General features: G+C 65.3%; 12 protein-coding genes. 4 read left to right on the forward strand and 8 right to left on the reverse strand.

Features of this window, described 5'->3' with window-relative positions; genetic code table 11:
- Positions 1-352 precede the first annotated feature (352 nt).
- From ACOIX3_RS18985 to ACOIX3_RS19000, 4 genes are all read right to left on the reverse strand, one after another.
- Positions 353-4225: an autotransporter domain-containing protein gene (locus tag ACOIX3_RS18985; protein ID WP_420971357.1), complete on the reverse strand. Its 3873-nt coding sequence runs from the start codon at positions 4223-4225 to the stop codon at positions 353-355.
- 193 nt (positions 4226-4418) lie between these two features.
- Positions 4419-5243, reverse strand: a complete 825-nt coding sequence (locus tag ACOIX3_RS18990; RefSeq protein WP_420971358.1) for a helix-turn-helix transcriptional regulator — start codon at positions 5241-5243, stop codon at positions 4419-4421.
- A 187-nt stretch (positions 5244-5430) separates the two neighbouring features.
- Entirely contained in the window at positions 5431-6045 is a 615-nt protein-coding gene (locus ACOIX3_RS18995; RefSeq protein ID WP_420971359.1) for a TetR/AcrR family transcriptional regulator, read from the reverse strand.
- Positions 6046-6159: 114 nt separating this feature from the next.
- Entirely contained in the window at positions 6160-7113 is a 954-nt protein-coding gene (locus ACOIX3_RS19000; RefSeq protein WP_420971360.1) for a helix-turn-helix transcriptional regulator, read from the reverse strand.
- A 260-nt stretch (positions 7114-7373) separates the two neighbouring features.
- Between ACOIX3_RS19000 and ACOIX3_RS19005 the strand changes: the two genes are divergently transcribed.
- The 3 genes from ACOIX3_RS19005 to ACOIX3_RS19015 all read left to right on the forward strand — a co-directional run bounded on the left by ACOIX3_RS19005 (position 7374) and on the right by ACOIX3_RS19015 (position 11152).
- Positions 7374-8870: a caspase family protein gene (locus ACOIX3_RS19005; protein WP_420971361.1), complete on the forward strand. Its 1497-nt coding sequence runs from the start codon at positions 7374-7376 to the stop codon at positions 8868-8870.
- A gap of 61 nt (positions 8871-8931) precedes the next feature.
- Positions 8932-10176: an FAD-dependent oxidoreductase gene (locus tag ACOIX3_RS19010; protein WP_420971362.1), complete on the forward strand. Its 1245-nt coding sequence runs from the start codon at positions 8932-8934 to the stop codon at positions 10174-10176.
- 199 nt (positions 10177-10375) lie between these two features.
- Complete coding sequence (locus ACOIX3_RS19015; protein ID WP_420971363.1) at positions 10376-11152, forward strand: outer membrane protein; 777 nt, start codon at positions 10376-10378, stop codon at positions 11150-11152.
- Positions 11153-11329: 177 nt separating this feature from the next.
- Here the strand turns inward: ACOIX3_RS19015 and ACOIX3_RS19020 are convergent, their stop codons facing one another.
- From ACOIX3_RS19020 to ACOIX3_RS19035, 4 genes are all read right to left on the reverse strand, one after another.
- A complete protein-coding gene (locus ACOIX3_RS19020) occupies positions 11330-12100 on the reverse strand; it encodes a glucose 1-dehydrogenase (RefSeq protein WP_420971364.1) in 771 nt (256 codons plus the stop codon).
- Positions 12101-12299: 199 nt separating this feature from the next.
- Positions 12300-13091 (reverse strand): outer membrane protein, encoded by a 792-nt coding sequence (locus ACOIX3_RS19025; protein WP_420971365.1) that lies wholly within the window; start codon positions 13089-13091, stop codon positions 12300-12302.
- Between the two features lie 228 nt (positions 13092-13319).
- Complete coding sequence (gene parE, locus ACOIX3_RS19030; RefSeq protein WP_420971367.1) at positions 13320-15380, reverse strand: DNA topoisomerase IV subunit B; 2061 nt, start codon at positions 15378-15380, stop codon at positions 13320-13322.
- A 127-nt stretch (positions 15381-15507) separates the two neighbouring features.
- A complete protein-coding gene (locus ACOIX3_RS19035; RefSeq protein WP_176531595.1) occupies positions 15508-15876 on the reverse strand; it encodes a hypothetical protein in 369 nt (122 codons plus the stop codon).
- Between the two features lie 188 nt (positions 15877-16064).
- Between ACOIX3_RS19035 and ACOIX3_RS19040 the strand changes: the two genes are divergently transcribed.
- A complete protein-coding gene (locus tag ACOIX3_RS19040; protein ID WP_420971369.1) occupies positions 16065-16595 on the forward strand; it encodes a DedA family protein in 531 nt (176 codons plus the stop codon).
- The last annotated feature ends 37 nt before the right edge of the window (positions 16596-16632 follow it).

The raw sequence follows: 16632 nt of genomic DNA on the forward strand, positions 1-16632 counted from the left end.
CCGTTCGGCATCGCAGGTAAAAGGCTGTCGCGTTCGGCCCCGAAACGGCTCGCTTTTCTATAAAGCTCGGGGGCTCTGGCTAACGCTGACGGACGGCAAACCTGACGAATCGCGTTTCGATCCGAGGGCCGCGTTGCCCGCAACATAGGGGCGCAAGCGGTAAAGTCAATCTTGGAACCAGCCGGATGGCCGAAAAAGCTTAATGTTTTCGCCAAAATAACCGTCGTTTCCGTCATTTGGCGGTCAAATGAATCACCGGCTCGCTATCTGACGGCGGGGCCCCGGCGAGGGGCGTTCGCGCTGCTTTCCCCTTAAATCCGCCGCAGCGGGCCCCGCCGCGGCGCGGGCTGCCCTACCAGGCATAACGGACCGCGCCCTTGCCGGCATAGGAGCGGGTCACGTTGGAGAATTCGCCCTCGAAGCTTGCGAGCGCCGACCAGCCGTTGGCCCATTTCAGTTCGGCGGAGGCGGTGGTGAGGGCGGAATCGGCGGCCTGGGCTGCGCCGCTCACGACGAAGCTCGCGCCGGGCAGGGTCTGGAAGGTCGCGGCGATGCTGCGGTCGGGGTTGAAATCATGCGCCCAGGCGGCACGGCCGCGCAGCGTCAGGACCGCATTGGAGAGCGCAAAGGATTTGTCGGCGCGCAGGCCGAGCTCGCTGCGGCTGTCGGTAACGCTCTTCGCGTTGTAGGCCAGCGCAAAGGTGTTGGCGCCGACGATGGCCTGCTCGGCGTAACCCGGCAGCTGGAAGGTCGTGAACTGGCCGGCGGCATAGGGCGTGATGCCGACGCCGCCGATCCACGGCGCAACGAGGCGATAGCCGCCTTCGGCGCGGCCCGACCAGGCGTTGGCTTTGAATTCGGCGCGCAGGCGATCGAGACCCCCGACCGTCACGGTGCGGTCGGTGGTAATGTCCTGCCAGCCATAGGCCAGCGCACCGGCGAGATACGCCGCGCCGATAGTGTGCCGGACGAAGGCGCCGGCCTGGAACAGATCGGAGCGTCCGCCGCCGCCATTGGCGACGCTGAAATTGGTGCCGCCGCCGGCGAGCGCGAAACCGGCGATCGTGTTCGGCGAGAAGCGGTAGTCGGCGCCGATGGCGGTGCCGAACGCCTGGCTTGTGGTGTTGTTCGAGCCGAGCGCCGCGTTGCCGTCGGTGGTCTGGGAGCCGCCGTAGGCCGCCGCCCACACGCTCCAGCGTGGGTCATAGCTCTCGGCGATCGGCGCCTTGCGATAGATCGCGGCGGCGGCGTCGCTGGTCGAACGCTTCGCTGCATAGGCCAGGGAATAGTCGTCGGCGTAAGCCATGGCGCCGGCCGGCGTCGCCGTCGGACCACGACCGTCGACGAAGGGATCGAGCATCGTACCCATGAACTGGTTCATGGCGTTGAAGGTGGTCTGCTGCGATCCGGCTGCGGTCTCGCCGGAGAGCTGGGTCAGGCCGTTCACGAGGTTGTCGCCCGACACCTTGAAGATCGCGCTGAACGCATTGGAGAGGTTGGCGCCGCCGAGCAGGCCGTTGTCGATCGCACCGGCGACGGTCCTGTGGTTGATGCCGGCATTGGCCGGCAGGATCGGGGAGAGCATGCCGGGATCGACCGACAGCAGCACATCGTTGCCGACATAGCTCAGTACCGGATTGCGGGCGAGGTTGTTGGCGAGCAGCAGGGTTGCCGAGCCGAACGTGCCGCTCAGCGTTCCCGCATTGACGATCGTGTAGGTGGTCTTTTTCGTAATCCGCTCGAGCGGATCGACCACCACGTTGCCGCTAAGGTTGGCGGTGCCGGTCACGATCGTCTTGTCGCTGATCGTATTGGTGAGCTGCACCAGATAGGTCGCCGCCGCGGTCATGGTCAGGCTCGCCATCGTGATCGTCCCCGGCGAATTGCCGGGCGACAGCGTGCCGCTGATGACAGCGTTACCGATGGTGCCGTTGCCGCCGAGCGTGCCGGTCGGGCCGACCGTGACGCTGGCGTTCGGCATCGCGCCGTTGAGGATGAACACGCTGTCGACGTTGACCATCCCGGCAAAGTTCGAGTTGCTGCCGGTAAAGCTCCAGTTCGAGCCTGCAAGAATCCCGAAATTGGCGAAGCCGCTGCCGAGTTTCGACAGGTCGAAACTCGACGCGGTCGTGCCGCCGAACTGCACGATACTGGTCCCGCTGCCGACGATGTTGCCGTTGAACACAGCGCCGGACTGGACTTGCAGCACGTCGTTGGTGCCGCCGAACTGCACGGCGGTGCCGCCGGTGCCGGTGATGGTGCCGTTGGCGATCAGCGTCGTGGTGCCGCCCGACGTCACGATGCCGGTGGTGCCGGTGACGAAGGTGCCGGTCGTAATGAAGATGTTGCCGGGGGTCGAACGCGAGGCCGAGATGCCGATGCCGGTGCTCTGCACGCCGGCCAGCGCATCGATCTTGATGTCGCCGAGACCGTCGCGTTGGGCGAAGATGCCGTAGCTGCCGGCGGCCTTGCCGTTCGCAATCACGTTGCCTTCGGCACGCAGCGCCAGCGTTGCGGAATTGTCGGCGCCGTTGACCATAACGCCGCTGATGCCGATCGCCGCTGCGCTCGTCGAGGTGGCGCTCACGGTCCCCTTGGTGATGAGGTCGATGCCGCCGAGCCCCGCGGTCTCGGCAGCGCGCCTGGTATCGCCGCGGGTCAGCGCGACACCGGTCGCGGCACCGTCCGAGATGGCGGTCACGTCGCCATTGGCGCGAACGGTCATGGTGCCGGTGTTGATGTTGGTCGGAGAAAAGCTGGTGGCTGAGGCGCTGATTCCGGTGGCGGTGCTGCCGGGGCCGGTCGCGGTCGCCGTCACGGCACCGTCGGTGGTCAGCCGCGTCGCGGCCAGATTGTATTGTCCCATGCTGATGCCGATGACCTTCGACGCGATGTCGCTGACCGAGGTTGCCGTCACGGCGCCGTGCAGGTTGAAGTCGACCGGGACCACGCCGCTGGCGCCGAGGGACGCTCCGATCACGTTTGCCACGTAGCCGGACCGTGACATGCCGGTGACCGTGATCGAACCGTTGGCGTTCAGCACCGCCGAGCCGTTGCTGGACGTGCTTCCGAGCCCGGCGGACAGACCGGCGACGGTGCCACCGGCCGAAGGAAGGGTGGAAGCCCTGGTGTCGAAGGTTCCGGAAAGATCGCCATTGATGGTCGCGGTGTTGGTGCCGCCGGCGGCGGAAAAGCTGACCGACGCCAGGGTGCCGAAGAAGGACGTATCGGGGCCGCTTCCCCTGGCGATATTGCCGTCCACGACGAGGCTGTTGTTGGCGCCCCCGGCGGCGTAAACGGACAGCGTCCCGCCCGTGATGCCGCGCGTTCGGACCGTCGTGGTGCCGGTGCCGTAGTTCCATAGGCTGACGTCGCCACTAACGTCCTGATTGAGCTTCACCGTGAACGCGCTGGTGTTGGCCGAATTGTTGCCTTCGAGGCGGATGCCCCCAGTGACGCTCGCATTGGTGGTGAGGTCGACGGTGCCGACGCCGCCGTTCTGGAGATAAATGCCGCCGGTGACTGCGCCGTTGGTCGTGACGGAAAGATTGCGCGCAGAATGAAGGATCTGTCCCATCCGGACGAAGATTCCGCGGCTGCCATTGGTTGCGTCCCCGCTGACTGCGCCTGTCGCGATCGTGACGTCGGACTGGCTGCCGTCGGTCAGGACGTAGATTCCCAAGCTGGCCACGATCTGGCTTCCGACCGTGTTGATGTTGACGCTGGCGTTCGGTCCGCTGCCCGCGACCTGGATCCCGCTGCCGCCCCTGATCGTGCCGGCGCTCTGCGTAATGGAGACCGGTCCGTTTCCGATCGAGGCATTGATCGCGGACCCGTACACGCCGGCGGTGACGTCGGCCGACCCCGTGTAGGTGATCGTGCCTTGGGCGCTGAGCACGACGCCGTCGTAAAAGGATGATGCGGTGATCCCGGCAGGGTCGTTGTGATTGAAAGTCAGGTTGCCGCCGCTGATCGCCGCTGCGCCGCCGGTAATTCCGGCGCCGGCGTTGACGGTAACCGTGAGATCGTTTGAGAAACGCGTGACGTTAAGGCGCCCGCCGGCCGGGTTGGCGGCGTCGCAGAGGACGTTGTTTGACGTGGCTATGGTGCCGCTGAGGCCCTGGCAGGCCGCCTGCGCTTCGGTCGCGGCGGCCAGCGCGATCAATGATGCCGAGCCGAGCAGCGCGCCGCGCCACATCGTCAGCCTGCCGCCGATGCCGATCATCACCTTGCCCCACGCCCCATTGTATCTGCACGTTTCTGGCGCAACGGTCGTGCGCTGTCTTCTCAGTGCGCGCATACCGTCGATCCAAAGCGCACCCGCCGCGGAAATGAGCGCAGGTGTGGCCGCTTGGCACCATGCGGCACGGGCCGCGTCGGATCGGCGCGAGCGCAGTGCCGCCACGCAGCGCCTCGTCCTACTGCCCCGCAGCCCGGTACTCGCCCGGCGTCAGGCCTTCGGATGCGCTGAAGATCCGGTAGAAAGTGGCCAGGCTGCCAAACCCGCAGGCGAGGGCGATATCGGCGATCGGCCGCGGCGGCTTTTCACAAAGCAGCCTGCGGCTCTCGTTCAGGCGCTCGGCTGTGACGGTCTGCGAAAAGCTCGCCCCCGTCGCTTCGAACAGGACGTGCAGGTAGCGGACCGAGACGCCGAGCATCTCGGCCACCATCCCCGGCGACAGCGCCGGCTTCGCGAGATGGCGCGTGATCAGGCGGCGCGCCAGGCTCAGTCGGCCGACGCGCAGCGCCTGCTGGGCGCGGCGGCTGCCCGGCCTGATCGCGCCGCGCTCGATCAACGCGAGCTCCGCCACGATCTTGACCAGCGCGGGAATGCTCGCGGTCTCACCGGCCTCGGTGGCCTCCTTGAAATCGGCAAGGCAGGCTTCGAGCAACGGCGCCCAGCCGCGATTGCTTGCCGTCGGTGAACTCCGACGCGCAAGCGCGGGAGTTTGATCGACGCATAGCTCTCCGGCATCGGGGGCAAGAGCGCGAGCCGCGCCGGTGGATGGCGTTTCCGGGCTGTGATCCATTTGCTTGCTGCGCATCATGCATGACCTCTCGCTCTGCATCAGAGCGCGCGTCGCCGGTAGGGAAATTGGCTGTGCCGCGTCCGGGCGAAGCGCCAGCGCGGTTCTGACGAAATCGCCGGAAATTATCTTCTCAATGCGCGCAGGCAGATCACTTCGGTTCGGCCGACGCGCGCCACGATCGGCCGGGTCGTCGGCTTGTCCCATGTCAGCCATTCGAGACGTCTCCAAAGGTCTTGCGATGCAATATCGTATATTTCACATAGTCATGTAAAATATGAAATAGCTAACAAGCGGCAAAACTTATCCACGGCCCGGCGAAATGGTCCGGCCGGTCGCTTGTGGTTGACAGTCGGGAGGGTTTGCTGATGGGCGACGGCCGTGCGCGGGCCGTCGTTGCGGACTACTTCCGCTTCGGCATCACGGCGCAGCCGTAGAGCACCATCGCGCACATCTGGCGATAGCGGGCCGAGAAGTCGTCACGGGCGATCGGCGGCAGCGCCTGGTTGACGGCACGCGCGCCGTCCGCAAGGGCCTGCGCGATCTGCGCCGGCTTGAACGCGCCGTTCAGCTTCAGCAGCCGTGCGGCCTGCAACTCGATCACCAGTCTCTCCAGATCGGCCTGGAACGAGACGGCGGATTTGATCATCAAATCGCGGCAGCGCTTGAAGGCCTCGGCATTGAGCTCGACGGTGTGCGGCGAATGGGTGAGGCGGCGCCGCGTCTCGCCGTAGCGGACGTCGAGGATCGTCGCAAAAATATCCAGCGCGCCGCCGCCCTTCGCGCGCACGGACCGGCCGGCCTCCAGCGCGAGCGCAACGTCCTCGACGTGGCGCCAGGCGATGACGGCGCGAAACGCCTCTTCCTTGTTGCTGAAGTAGTAATACAGCGCGCGCTGCGTGAAGCCGCAGGCCTTCGCCAGCCCGACCATCGACAGCCCGCTATAGCCGTAGTCGAGAAAAGCCTGATTGACCTGCGCCAGCAGGTCGGGTCCAGGCTTGATCATCTTCTTCGACATCAGGATTCCGGGGATGACGAGGAGGGCGTGTGACGCCGGGAATCCCGATTACGGGCATCACGGCGCTTTAGCAACCCGCAACTGCCCGGTGTCCCGGCCGGTTCGGATCGAGGTTCAGGCCACCCGTGCCCGGTAATCGCCCGGCGTCATCGATTCGGACGCATTGAAGAGGCGGTAGAATGTCGCGAGGCTCTCGAAGCCGCAGGCAAACGCCACCTCGGCGATCGTCTGGCCGGATCGCTCGCGGAGCAGGCGGCGGCTTTGCGCGAGCCGAAGCGCGGTGACGGTCTCGGAGAAAGTCTTCTCCGTTTCCTCGAACAGGATGTGCAGGTGACGCACCGAGATGCCGAGCAGGCCGGCGATCAGGCTTGGCGTCAGCGCCGCATCCGCGAGATGCCGCCGGATCAGGCGGCGGGCCAGCGACAGATGCGCGCTTCGCAGGGCCTGCTGCGCGAGCCGGCTCTTCGGCCGCATGATGCCGCGCTCGATCAGCGCGATATGGGCGAGCGCCTGCACCATCGGGGCCGTATCCGTCGCGGTGGCGTCATGGCCTTCGATGAGGTCGCGGAAGCAGGATTCCAGCAGCGGCTGCAGCGCGGTCTCATCCTGCACGGGCCTTGGGACCAATTCGCCGAGCTCGGCGCCCGCCGGGACGATGTTCGCCACCGGGATCTTGATGATGCGCAAATGGAAGCCGTCATCGTGCAGCGGGGCTGTGCGATAGGGCAGGTCCGAATAGCTGGTCGCGAACATGCCGTCGCGCACCGCGAATTCATCGAGCCGCGCGCCGCCGAACCAGCCGCCGCCGCCGAGCTGCTGGTAGATGCACAGGCTGTCGCTGCGCGCGTCGGCGATGTCGCCGGCGCGCCGCTCGACGCGGTAGGGCGAGGCCCGCAGCTCGACCAGCCCGGCATCGCCGAGCTGGCGCAGCGAGAACTCGCCGAAGAAGTCGCGGCGGTGCTCGGGTTCGAGTTCCGCTGTGACGCCGAACAACCCCTTGGCGCGCACCTCGCGCCAATAGTCGAAGCGATCGCGGGGATCGACCTGCTCAGTGGACCATGTGTACACGGGAATGCCCCTGGAGTGCCCTTGGGACGTGCGGAGAGCTCGCGCCGGATGGAAGCCGGAATCTATCACGCGGGCCGTAAAAAGAAACTTGACCGAAGGTGGACGGGACGCCCCATGGTAGCCAAGAGGGCGCCAAGGGGGTGCCAAGGCGGTGGTCGCGGCGGCCGTCCGGCGTCGGCCTTGAACCGGCCAAACGGCTGATCCGACTATTAGGCGGCGGTCGCACGAGCGGCGCACTTGTCGTGCAGGCGGGAATTGGGATGAAGAGCTGGCTTTCGAGACTTTCAGCGACCCTGTTGGCGGTCGCATGTGTTGCGTCGGCGGCGCCCGCCCAGGCTGAAAAGCGCGTGGCGCTGGTGATCGGCAACAATGATTACAGAAACGTGCCCAAGCTGCAGAAGGCGGTCAACGACGCCCGCACCATGGGCGACACCCTGAAGCAGCTCGGTTTCAACGTCATGGTGGCCGAGAATTTGAACCGGCAGGCGTTCTCCGAGACGCTGCTCGCCTTCGACCGCGCCGTGGAACCCGGCGACACCGCGTTCTTCTTCTATGCCGGCCACGGCTTCGAGATCGCGGGCCAGAATTTCCTGCTGCCGACCGACGTGCCGGCCGCCACCGAAGGGCAGGAAGAGCTGGTGCGCGACGCTTCGGTTCTCGCCGACCGCATCATCGAGCGATTGCAGAACAAGAAGGCGCGGACCTCGATCCTGGTGTTCGACGCCTGCCGCAACAATCCGTTCGAGCGCGCCGGGACGCGCGCGGTTGCCGGCGGCGGTGGCCTCGCGCCGATGACGCAGCTGCCCGAAGGCGTGTTCTCGGTGTTTTCGGCGGGGCCGCGCCAGACCGCGCTCGACCGTCTCTCGAACGACGACGCCAACCCCAATTCGGTGTTCACGCGAACCTTTGCCAGGGAGCTGCTGCAGCCCGGTGAAAACCTGGTGCAGGTTGCGCAGCGTACGCGGCGCCTGGTCAGCGAGATCGCCGAGACCGTGAAGCACAAGCAGATCCCGGTCTATTTCGACCAGATGGTCGACGACGTCTTCCTGAACGGGATCGCGAAGGCGCAGGCCGAGGCGGCCAAGCCGTCGGCTCCGCCGCAGCAGGTGGCCGCGTTGCCGCCGGTCTCGGTGCCGAAGCTGCCGAAGGACGATTCCATCAACGCGCCGATCGCGAGCTTCTCGCGGCACAATGGCGGCTGGACCGTCGTGTTCTCGATCGCCGATCCGACGCTCGGCATCTCCTGGCGGTTCGGCGATAGCGGCGACTTCCGCGAAACCGGCTTCATGGACACGCTCGATCCGCGCACGCGCAAGCGGATGCCCAATCCATCGATCGAGCTGCCGGCCGATGCGCCGGCGGCCACGATCGAGCTTCGCTATGTCGATACCCAGGGTGAGATGCAGGGGCCGTTCCCGATCAAGTTCGATCCCGACGCTGCGCTGATCCGCGACCAGCGCAAGATCCTCGACATGACCGCGACGAGCTGGCTGTCGTTCCGCGAGTTCAACGGGCTGCTCGTCTACTACACGCATCTGATGTCCTATCGCTGTGCGATCCGCGAGGTGCGGATCGGCATCGACACCGCGGTGCCGGACAAGGTGTTGAAGATGCCGGCCTGCAATTCGCGCGATCCGAGCGCAATCCCGTCCGACGCGCAGCCCTATCTGAAGCTCGCGCCGCAGACCAAGTCGGTTTCGGTGGAGCTGACCTACCGCGACGGCAGCGTGTCGGAAATCAAGACGTTCAGGCGATAGCACAGCATCCTTGTCGTCCGATCTGCGTTACAGTCGGCGAGGCAGCGATAAGGACGGCATCATGGATGCAGGCAATCCGGCAGCGCCGAAGACGCGTCAGATGAAGGTGCGCTGCTGCGTCGTCGGCGGCGGGCCGGCCGGCATGATGCTCGGCTATCTGCTCGGGCGCGCCGGCGTTGATGTCGTGGTGCTGGAGAAGCACGCCGACTTCTTCCGCGACTTCCGCGGCGACACCGTGCATCCGTCGACCCTGCAGGTGATGGACGAGCTCGGTCTGATCGACGGCTTCCTGAAGCTGCCGCACCAGGACATCCAGAGGCTCGACGGCATGTTCGGCGGCACCTCGGTGCGGATCGCCGACCTCAGCCGCCTCAGCGTCAAATATCCCTTCATCGCGATGATGCCGCAGTGGGACTTCCTCAATTTCCTGCGCGAGAGCGGCAAGCGTTTCCCCTCGCTCAAGGTCTTGATGAGCGCCGAGGCGACCGACCTGATCCGGCGCGGCGACGCAGTTGCGGGCGTCCACGTGAACACGCCCGATGGCCCGATCGAGATCGAAGCCGATCTCACCATCGGCTGCGACGGCCGCCATTCGATCGTGCGCGAGCGCGCCGGCCTCGACGTCGAGGAGATCGGCGCGCCGATGGACGTGCTGTGGTTTCGCGTCGGGCGGCGCCGGGACGAGACCGAGAATTTGTTCGCCCGCATCGACCACGGCAAGATGATGGTGACGTTCGATCGCGGCGACTATTGGCAATGCGCCTATGTGATCGCCAAGGGACAATACGAGGCTGTGAAGGCGAGGGGATTGCCGGCGCTGCTCGACGACGTGCTGCGGCTCGCGCCGATCCTCAAGGCCGGCATTGCCGACGTGAAGAGTTTTGACGACGTCAAGCTGCTCACGGTTGCGATCAATCGCCTGACCCGCTGGACCCGTCCCGGCCTGCTCTGTATCGGCGACGCCGCGCACGCGATGTCGCCGATCGGCGGCGTCGGCGTCAACCTCGCGGTGCAGGACGCGGTCGCGACCGCCAACATCCTAGCGGCCAATCTCACGCAAGGCTGTCCGCCGGAGGACGAGCTCGACGCCGTGCGGCGTCGCCGCGAATTCCCGGTCCGGGTGACGCAACGCATGCAGGTGATCGCGCAGAACAACCTCATCAGCGCTGCGCTGAAGGGCGGCGATCAACCGGTGCCGTTCGCGTTGCGGTTGATCACCGCGATGCCCTGGCTGCAAGGGCTGACGGCGCGTCTTGTCGCGATCGGGGTGCGGCCGGAGCACGTCCATTCGCCGGCGGCGCGCTGACGGGCGTCGCGCGCACGGAAGGAATTTATCAAGGATAACAGCTGCTTAAAGGAGCCGTTAGAAGTTGCGTGATTGCAACAGGCAGACATGATTCGAAACCGGCAGACACTGATTCTGCGCGACCGGTTCCCGCGGTTTGCTTTTGGTAAGGGTCTCTCTGGGAAAGCTCGTCTCCATCAGACAATCTGGGGATGCCACCATGTCTCATGCCAAATTCATTGCCGCGCTGACCGTGACCACGGCGCTCGGTGTCGGTGCTGCATCGGCCGCCGACCTTGCCGCCCGTCCGTACACCAAGGCGCCGGCCTATGTGGAGACGGTCTACAACTGGTCCGGCTTCTACCTCGGCGGCCATCTCGGCGGCGCCTGGACCAACGAGCAGTGGGTCAACAGCGCGAACACGACGGTGTTCGGCGATCTCGCGCCCGGCCAGGGCTTTCGGCAACGCGGCTCGGGCTTCATGGGTGGCGGTCAGATCGGCTACAACTGGCAGGCCAACAACTTCGTGTTCGGCGTCGAGGGCACGATCTCCGGGCTCGACAATTCCGGCCGCGTCACCAACACGGTGTTCGGCGTCGGCCGCGACGATCAATTCAGCTGGCGCTCGAACGTCATGGCAACGATCGTCGGTCGTGCCGGCTACGCGATCCAGAACAATCTGCTCTATTTCAAGGGCGGCTATGCCGGCGTGAACAACCGCCTGTCCGTCGTCGACAACCTTCCGCCGGCAACCGGCTCCGGCAGCCAGACCCATTGGGCCAGCGGCTGGACGATCGGCGCCGGCTGGGAATACGGCATCACCCGCAACTGGACCATCGGCGTCGAATACAACTACGCGGCCTTCGAGCGCCAGACCTATCAGCTCGCGGGCACCGCAGCGGGCACCTACACGTTCGACGCCAAGCCGCGCGACATCCAATGGGCGGTGGTGCGCGTGAACTACAAGTTCGACGCGCCGGTCATCGCGCGCTACTGAACTCTAGAGCCCTATCCCGTTCCGACTGAATCGGAACGGGGCTCTAGATTCTAGTTTTGACGCGTTTTCTTCACGCGAACCGGTAGCCACTTCGCTCGAAAACGCTTTAATGAGGCGAACAGGATGCAGGAGCCCCGGCAAATGCCGGGGCTCTTGTGTTTCATGGATCCTGTGGTTTCAGGCCATCACCGAATAGCCGCCGTCGACGGGGATCGCGGTGCCGGTGACGAAGTCCGACGCCGGCGAGGCCAGGAACACGGCGATCCCTGAGAAGTCGTCGATGGCTCCCCAGCGGGCCGCCGGCGTGCGTGCGAGTACGCGCTCGTGCAGGCCTGCGACCTGCTGGCGCGCGCCCTTCGTCAGATCGGTGTCGATCCAGCCCGGGAGGATGGCGTTGACCTGGATGTTGTCGGGGGCCCAGGCGTTGGCGCAGGCGCGGGTGTACTGGACGATTCCGCCCTTGCTCGCGGCATAGGCCGCAGCGAAGCTCGCGCCGAAGATCGACATCATCGAGCCGATATTGATGATCTTGCCGTGGCCCGAGGCCTTGAGCGCCGGATAGGCCGCCTTCGAGCACAGGAAGGCGCTGGTGAGGTTGGTGTCGATCACCTTGCTCCACTCGTCGAGCTCGAGCTCGTGCGGCGGCTTGCGGATGCTCATGCCGGCATTGTTGACGAGGATGTCGATCCGGCCGAGCTCGCCCGTGACCCGCTCGACCATCGCCGCGACCGCGGCCTTGTCGGTCACGTCGGTTGCCACCGCGATCGCCTTGACGCCACGCTTGCCGAGGTCCTCGACGGCGGCCTTCGATTTGGCCTCGTTGCGGCCGACCACGGCAACCGCCGCGCCGGCATCCGCCAGGCCGCGCGCCATGCCAAGCCCGATGCCGCCATTGCCGCCGGTGACGATCGCGACCCGGCCCGAGAGATCAAACTGTCCGTTTCTCATTGTTGTTGTCCGCTGTGGTTTGAATCCGGTCGCGAGAGTGCCCGATCGTCAGGGCGCTGACCAGATCGGGCGCGGCCGGTCGGCCCTGCGCCAAGAGGCGTGCGCGCGAGATCGTTCTCGACAGCGTTCGGGCAACAAAAAAGCCCCGGACAATGCCGGGGCTTTTCGTCTGCCATGTCAGCAGGGATCAGTATTCAGCTCAGTACTTGGCAACAACCGGACCGGTCCAGTTGAAGCGGTAGACCAGCGAGGTGCTGATGGTCTGGACGAACGGCTTGAAGGTGATGTCGCGGCCGTTCGAGATGTTCGTCACGTCGGCGAGTTCCGAGATGTTCTTGTTGTCGTAGTAGGCAGCGCGGTACTCGGTCTTCATGAACCAGCCCGGCGCGGTGATGCCGAAGATGTTCAGGTTGTTCTCGACGCCGCCGCCGACGAACCAGCCGCTACGATCGAAGCCGTTGGTGTGCAGGCCCGACGGGAGAGCGGTCGCGGTGTTGAACAGCGTGGTGCCCTTCCAGTGCGAGCTGGAGTAACCGGCGTTGACGTAGGACAGAACGTTCGGAGCGACCAGATAGCCGAGGCGCGCACCGGCAGCCCAGCTGTAGTCGTTCTTGATGTTGCCGGCGACGAACGGACCCTGATCCTGGATCGTGCCCTTCAGGCTGCCGAACTGACCGTCGGCGAACACGCCGAGAACCCAGCTGTTGGCGGTCTGCCAGTCGTAACCGGCACCGACGGTGCCGAACCAGCCATCGCCACCCTGGCGCTGGTTGAAGCCGAGGATCGACGCGCCCGTGGTGGTCGACTGGACACCGGTGTCAGCGTCCCAGACGCCGCCGCCGCCACCGCCGAAGATGTAGAAGCCGGTCCAGCTCGGCGCCACCGCGATCGGGGCAGGAGCCTTGGTGTAGGGGCGGGCGGCCAGATCGGCAGCCGACGCGGAACCCGTCATCGCAGCAACCGCGGTCAGAGCGAGCAAAATCTTCTTCATATCCAAATCCTCGACTTTAGCGTTCGATCGGGTCGCTGACGGGGGCGCGATGGCACCGATTCCCGAAACTCATGTCAGGACTATACGTGGTTCCGCCGGAAATGCTGTTGCGGGTGAGACACAACCGCCCGAAAACGAAACCGCAGGCACTCTCCGAAAACGCGAATGAAAACGGCCGCCCCGATCGAGGGGCGGCCGGAAAATCATTTCAAATCAGCTGGTTGGAGCCTAAACGTCAAGCAAATCGTCGCTCGCGAATTCGGCCTTGTCGGAGATGAAGGCAAAGCGGGCTTCCGCCTTGGTGCCCATCAGGCGCTCGACCGAGTCGGCGGTGCCCTCACGATCGTCGGCAAGCAGCACCACGCGCAGCAGCGTGCGCTTGGCCGGATCCATCGTGGTCTCCTTCAGCTGCGCCGGCATCATCTCGCCGAGGCCTTTGAAGCGATTCACCTCGACCTTGGCGTTGGCGTTGAATTCGCTCTTGAGCAACTCTTCCTTGTGGGCGTCGTCGCGGGCGTAAACCGACTTGGTGCCGTGCTTCAATTTGTAGAGCGGCGGCACCGCCAGATAGAGATGTCCCTCGTCGATCAACCGCGGCATCTGCCGGTAGAAGAAGGTGATCAGGAGCGATGCGATGTGCGCGCCGTCGACGTCGGCGTCGGTCATGATGATGATGCGCTGATAGCGCAAATCCTCTTCGCGGTAGTGCGCGAGCGTGCCGCTGCCGATCGCCTGCACGAGATCGGAGAGCTGCGCGTTGGCGGTCAGCTTGTCCTTGCCGGCAGAGGCGACGTTGAGGATCTTGCCGCGCAGCGGCAGCACGGCCTGGGTCTTGCGATCGCGTGCCTGCTTGGCGCTGCCGCCGGCCGAGTCGCCTTCGACGATGAAGAGTTCGGAGCCTTCGGTGCCGGCATCGGAGCAATCCGCGAGCTTGCCGGGAAGGCGCAGCTTCTTGCCGGCGGTCTTGCGCGCGGTTTCCTTTTCCTGGCGGCGGCGCAGCCGTTCCTCGGCGCGATCGATCACGAAGTCGAGCAGCCGGTTGGCCTGGTTCGGATTGCCTGACAGCCAGTGGTCGAACGGATCCTTCATCGCCTGTTCGACGATGCGCTGCGCTTCGGCGGTGGCGAGGCGATCCTTGGTTTGGCCCTGGAATTCAGGCTCGCGCACGAACACCGAGAGCATGACGGCCGCGCCCACCATCACGTCTTCCGAAGTGATGGAGGCCGCGCGCTTGCCCTGACCGGCGCGCTCGGCGTGGTCCTTCAAGCCGCGCAGCAATGCGCTGCGCAGGCCCGATTCATGCGTGCCGCCATCGGGCGTCGGCACCGTGTTGGTGTAGGACGACAGGAAGCCATCGGCATCGGCCGTCCAGGCCACCGCCCATTCGCAGGCGCCATGCGCGCCGCTGCGGCCGGATTTGCCGGAGAAGATATCCTGATGCACCAGCGTGTCGGCATGGATCGCCGCGGCCAGATAGTCCTTCAGGCCGCCAGGGAAGTGAAACTTGGCTTCCGCCGGGACGTCTTCGACGCCTTTCAACAGCTCTTGGTCGCAGCGCCAGCGGATCTCGACGCCGCCGAACAGATACGCTTTCGAGCGCGTCATCTTGAACAGACGCTGCGGCTTGAACGCCGCCTTGGCGCCGAAAATATCGGTGTCCGGTTTGAAGCGGATGCGCGTGCCGCGGCGGTTGTTGATCTTGCCGAGGTCTTCGAGCTTGCCCTTGGGATGGCCGCGCTCGAAGGTCATGCGGTGCAACTGCCCGCTGCGCGCGACCTCGACCTCGAGCCGTGAGGAGAGGGCGTTGACCACGGAGACGCCGACGCCGTGCAGGCCGCCCGAGGTCTCGTAGACCTTGGAGTCGAACTTGCCGCCCGAATGCAGCGTGCACATGATGACTTCGAGCGCCGACTTCTTCGGGAATTTCGGATGCGGATCGACCGGGATGCCGCGGCCATTGTCGGTCACGGTCAGGAAGCCGTCGGTGGTCAACTCCACGTCGATGAAGGTGGCGTGGCCGGCGAGGGCCTCGTCCATGCAGTTGTCGATCACCTCGGCGAACAGATGGTGCAGCGCCTTCTCGTCGGTGCCGCCGATATACATGCCGGGCCGCCGGCGGACCGGTTCCAGCCCTTCCAGCACCTCGATATCGGCCGCCGTGTAGCCGGCTTCGGCACTTCCCGCGGGCCGTGAAGCAGCCTTCGCCGGGGTGCGTCCCTTCGGCTCCGGGGCCCCGAACAGATCGTCGGCAGATTTACTTTTGGCGTTCGATTTCAGTGGTTTGGTCATGGTTCTTCAAGTGGCACGCCGGTCACGGCGCAGCGAATCGGTTGCTCTGACTATGCCACGGATGGGCTGCCAAATGGGGGCGGCCGCGCCGTGAGGGCCCGGCCGCCTGTTAGATAGGAGCCTGCGATTACGCCCGCGAGGTGCGGAATACAACGACCGTGAACAGGGCCATGGCGGCGACCACCATCAGCGATCCCACGATCGGCGCCGCCTCGAACGCCGGACCCTTCAGCAACACTGCGGCCACGCCGGCCGGAAACAGGATGCCGCCGACGATATGCAGCCAGCCCTGGATCCTGGCGAGCAACATGGTTCCTGCCGCCGGCACCAGCCGGTAGTACAGGCCGAACAGGAACAGCAGCACGCCGCCGACGAGATTTAGATGGGCATGCGCCGGCCCCAACGTGAAGTCGTGCTGGATACCCATAACGATGCCCGCGAGCATTCCGAACAACAAGACGAGAACGCCGACGCACATCATCAGTGACCCGATCATCAAGTGATTCCTTCTTCTTATGAGGGAGGTGCCAGCCAGCCCGGACCGCAGGGGCGTTACCGGAAATCACGTTTGATCCCCGCCTTTGTGACTTGATGTCACGCAATGGGCTGGCTTACCTGTTCTTAGGCTGTGTGCCGCTACAAAGGTTCATTCAGTTTTCAACGCAGCCGAGGGCACTCGACGAGATGGAAGACTTTGCGCGGGCCCTGGCCGAATTCGTCCGCCATCACCAGGCCTGGGCCGCTCCGATCGTCATGCTGCTGGCATTCGCTGAATCGCTCGCCTTCATCTCGTTGCTGGTGCCCGCCTGGGGTGCGCTGGTCGCGATCGGCGCCCTGATCGGCGTCAGCGGGATCAGTTTCTGGCCAATCTGGATCGCAGGCGGCATCGGGGCCGCACTCGGCGACTGGGTCTCCTACTGGTTCGGCTATCGCTACAAAGAGAAGGTCGCGCAGATGTGGCCGCTGTCGCGCTATCCGGAGATCCTGCCGCGCGGCGAGGCCTTCGTGAAGACCTGGGGCGTGCCCAGCATCTTCATCGGCCGCTTCTTCGGCCCGCTGCGCGCCTCGGTGCCGCTTGCGGCCGGCATATTCGAGATGTCGTACTGGCAATTCCAGATCGCCAATTTCGTCTCTGCGCTGGTCTGGTCGGCAGCGCTGCTGCTGTTCGGCGACGTCATCGGCCAGGTCGTCGAGTGGATGTGGCGGGCGGTGTAACGACTTCAGGAATATCGCGACGATGCAGGGGTTAGGC

The sequence above is a fragment of the Bradyrhizobium sp. B120 genome, from assembly GCF_049075665.1.
Taxonomy (GTDB): Bacteria; Pseudomonadota; Alphaproteobacteria; order Rhizobiales; family Xanthobacteraceae; genus Bradyrhizobium.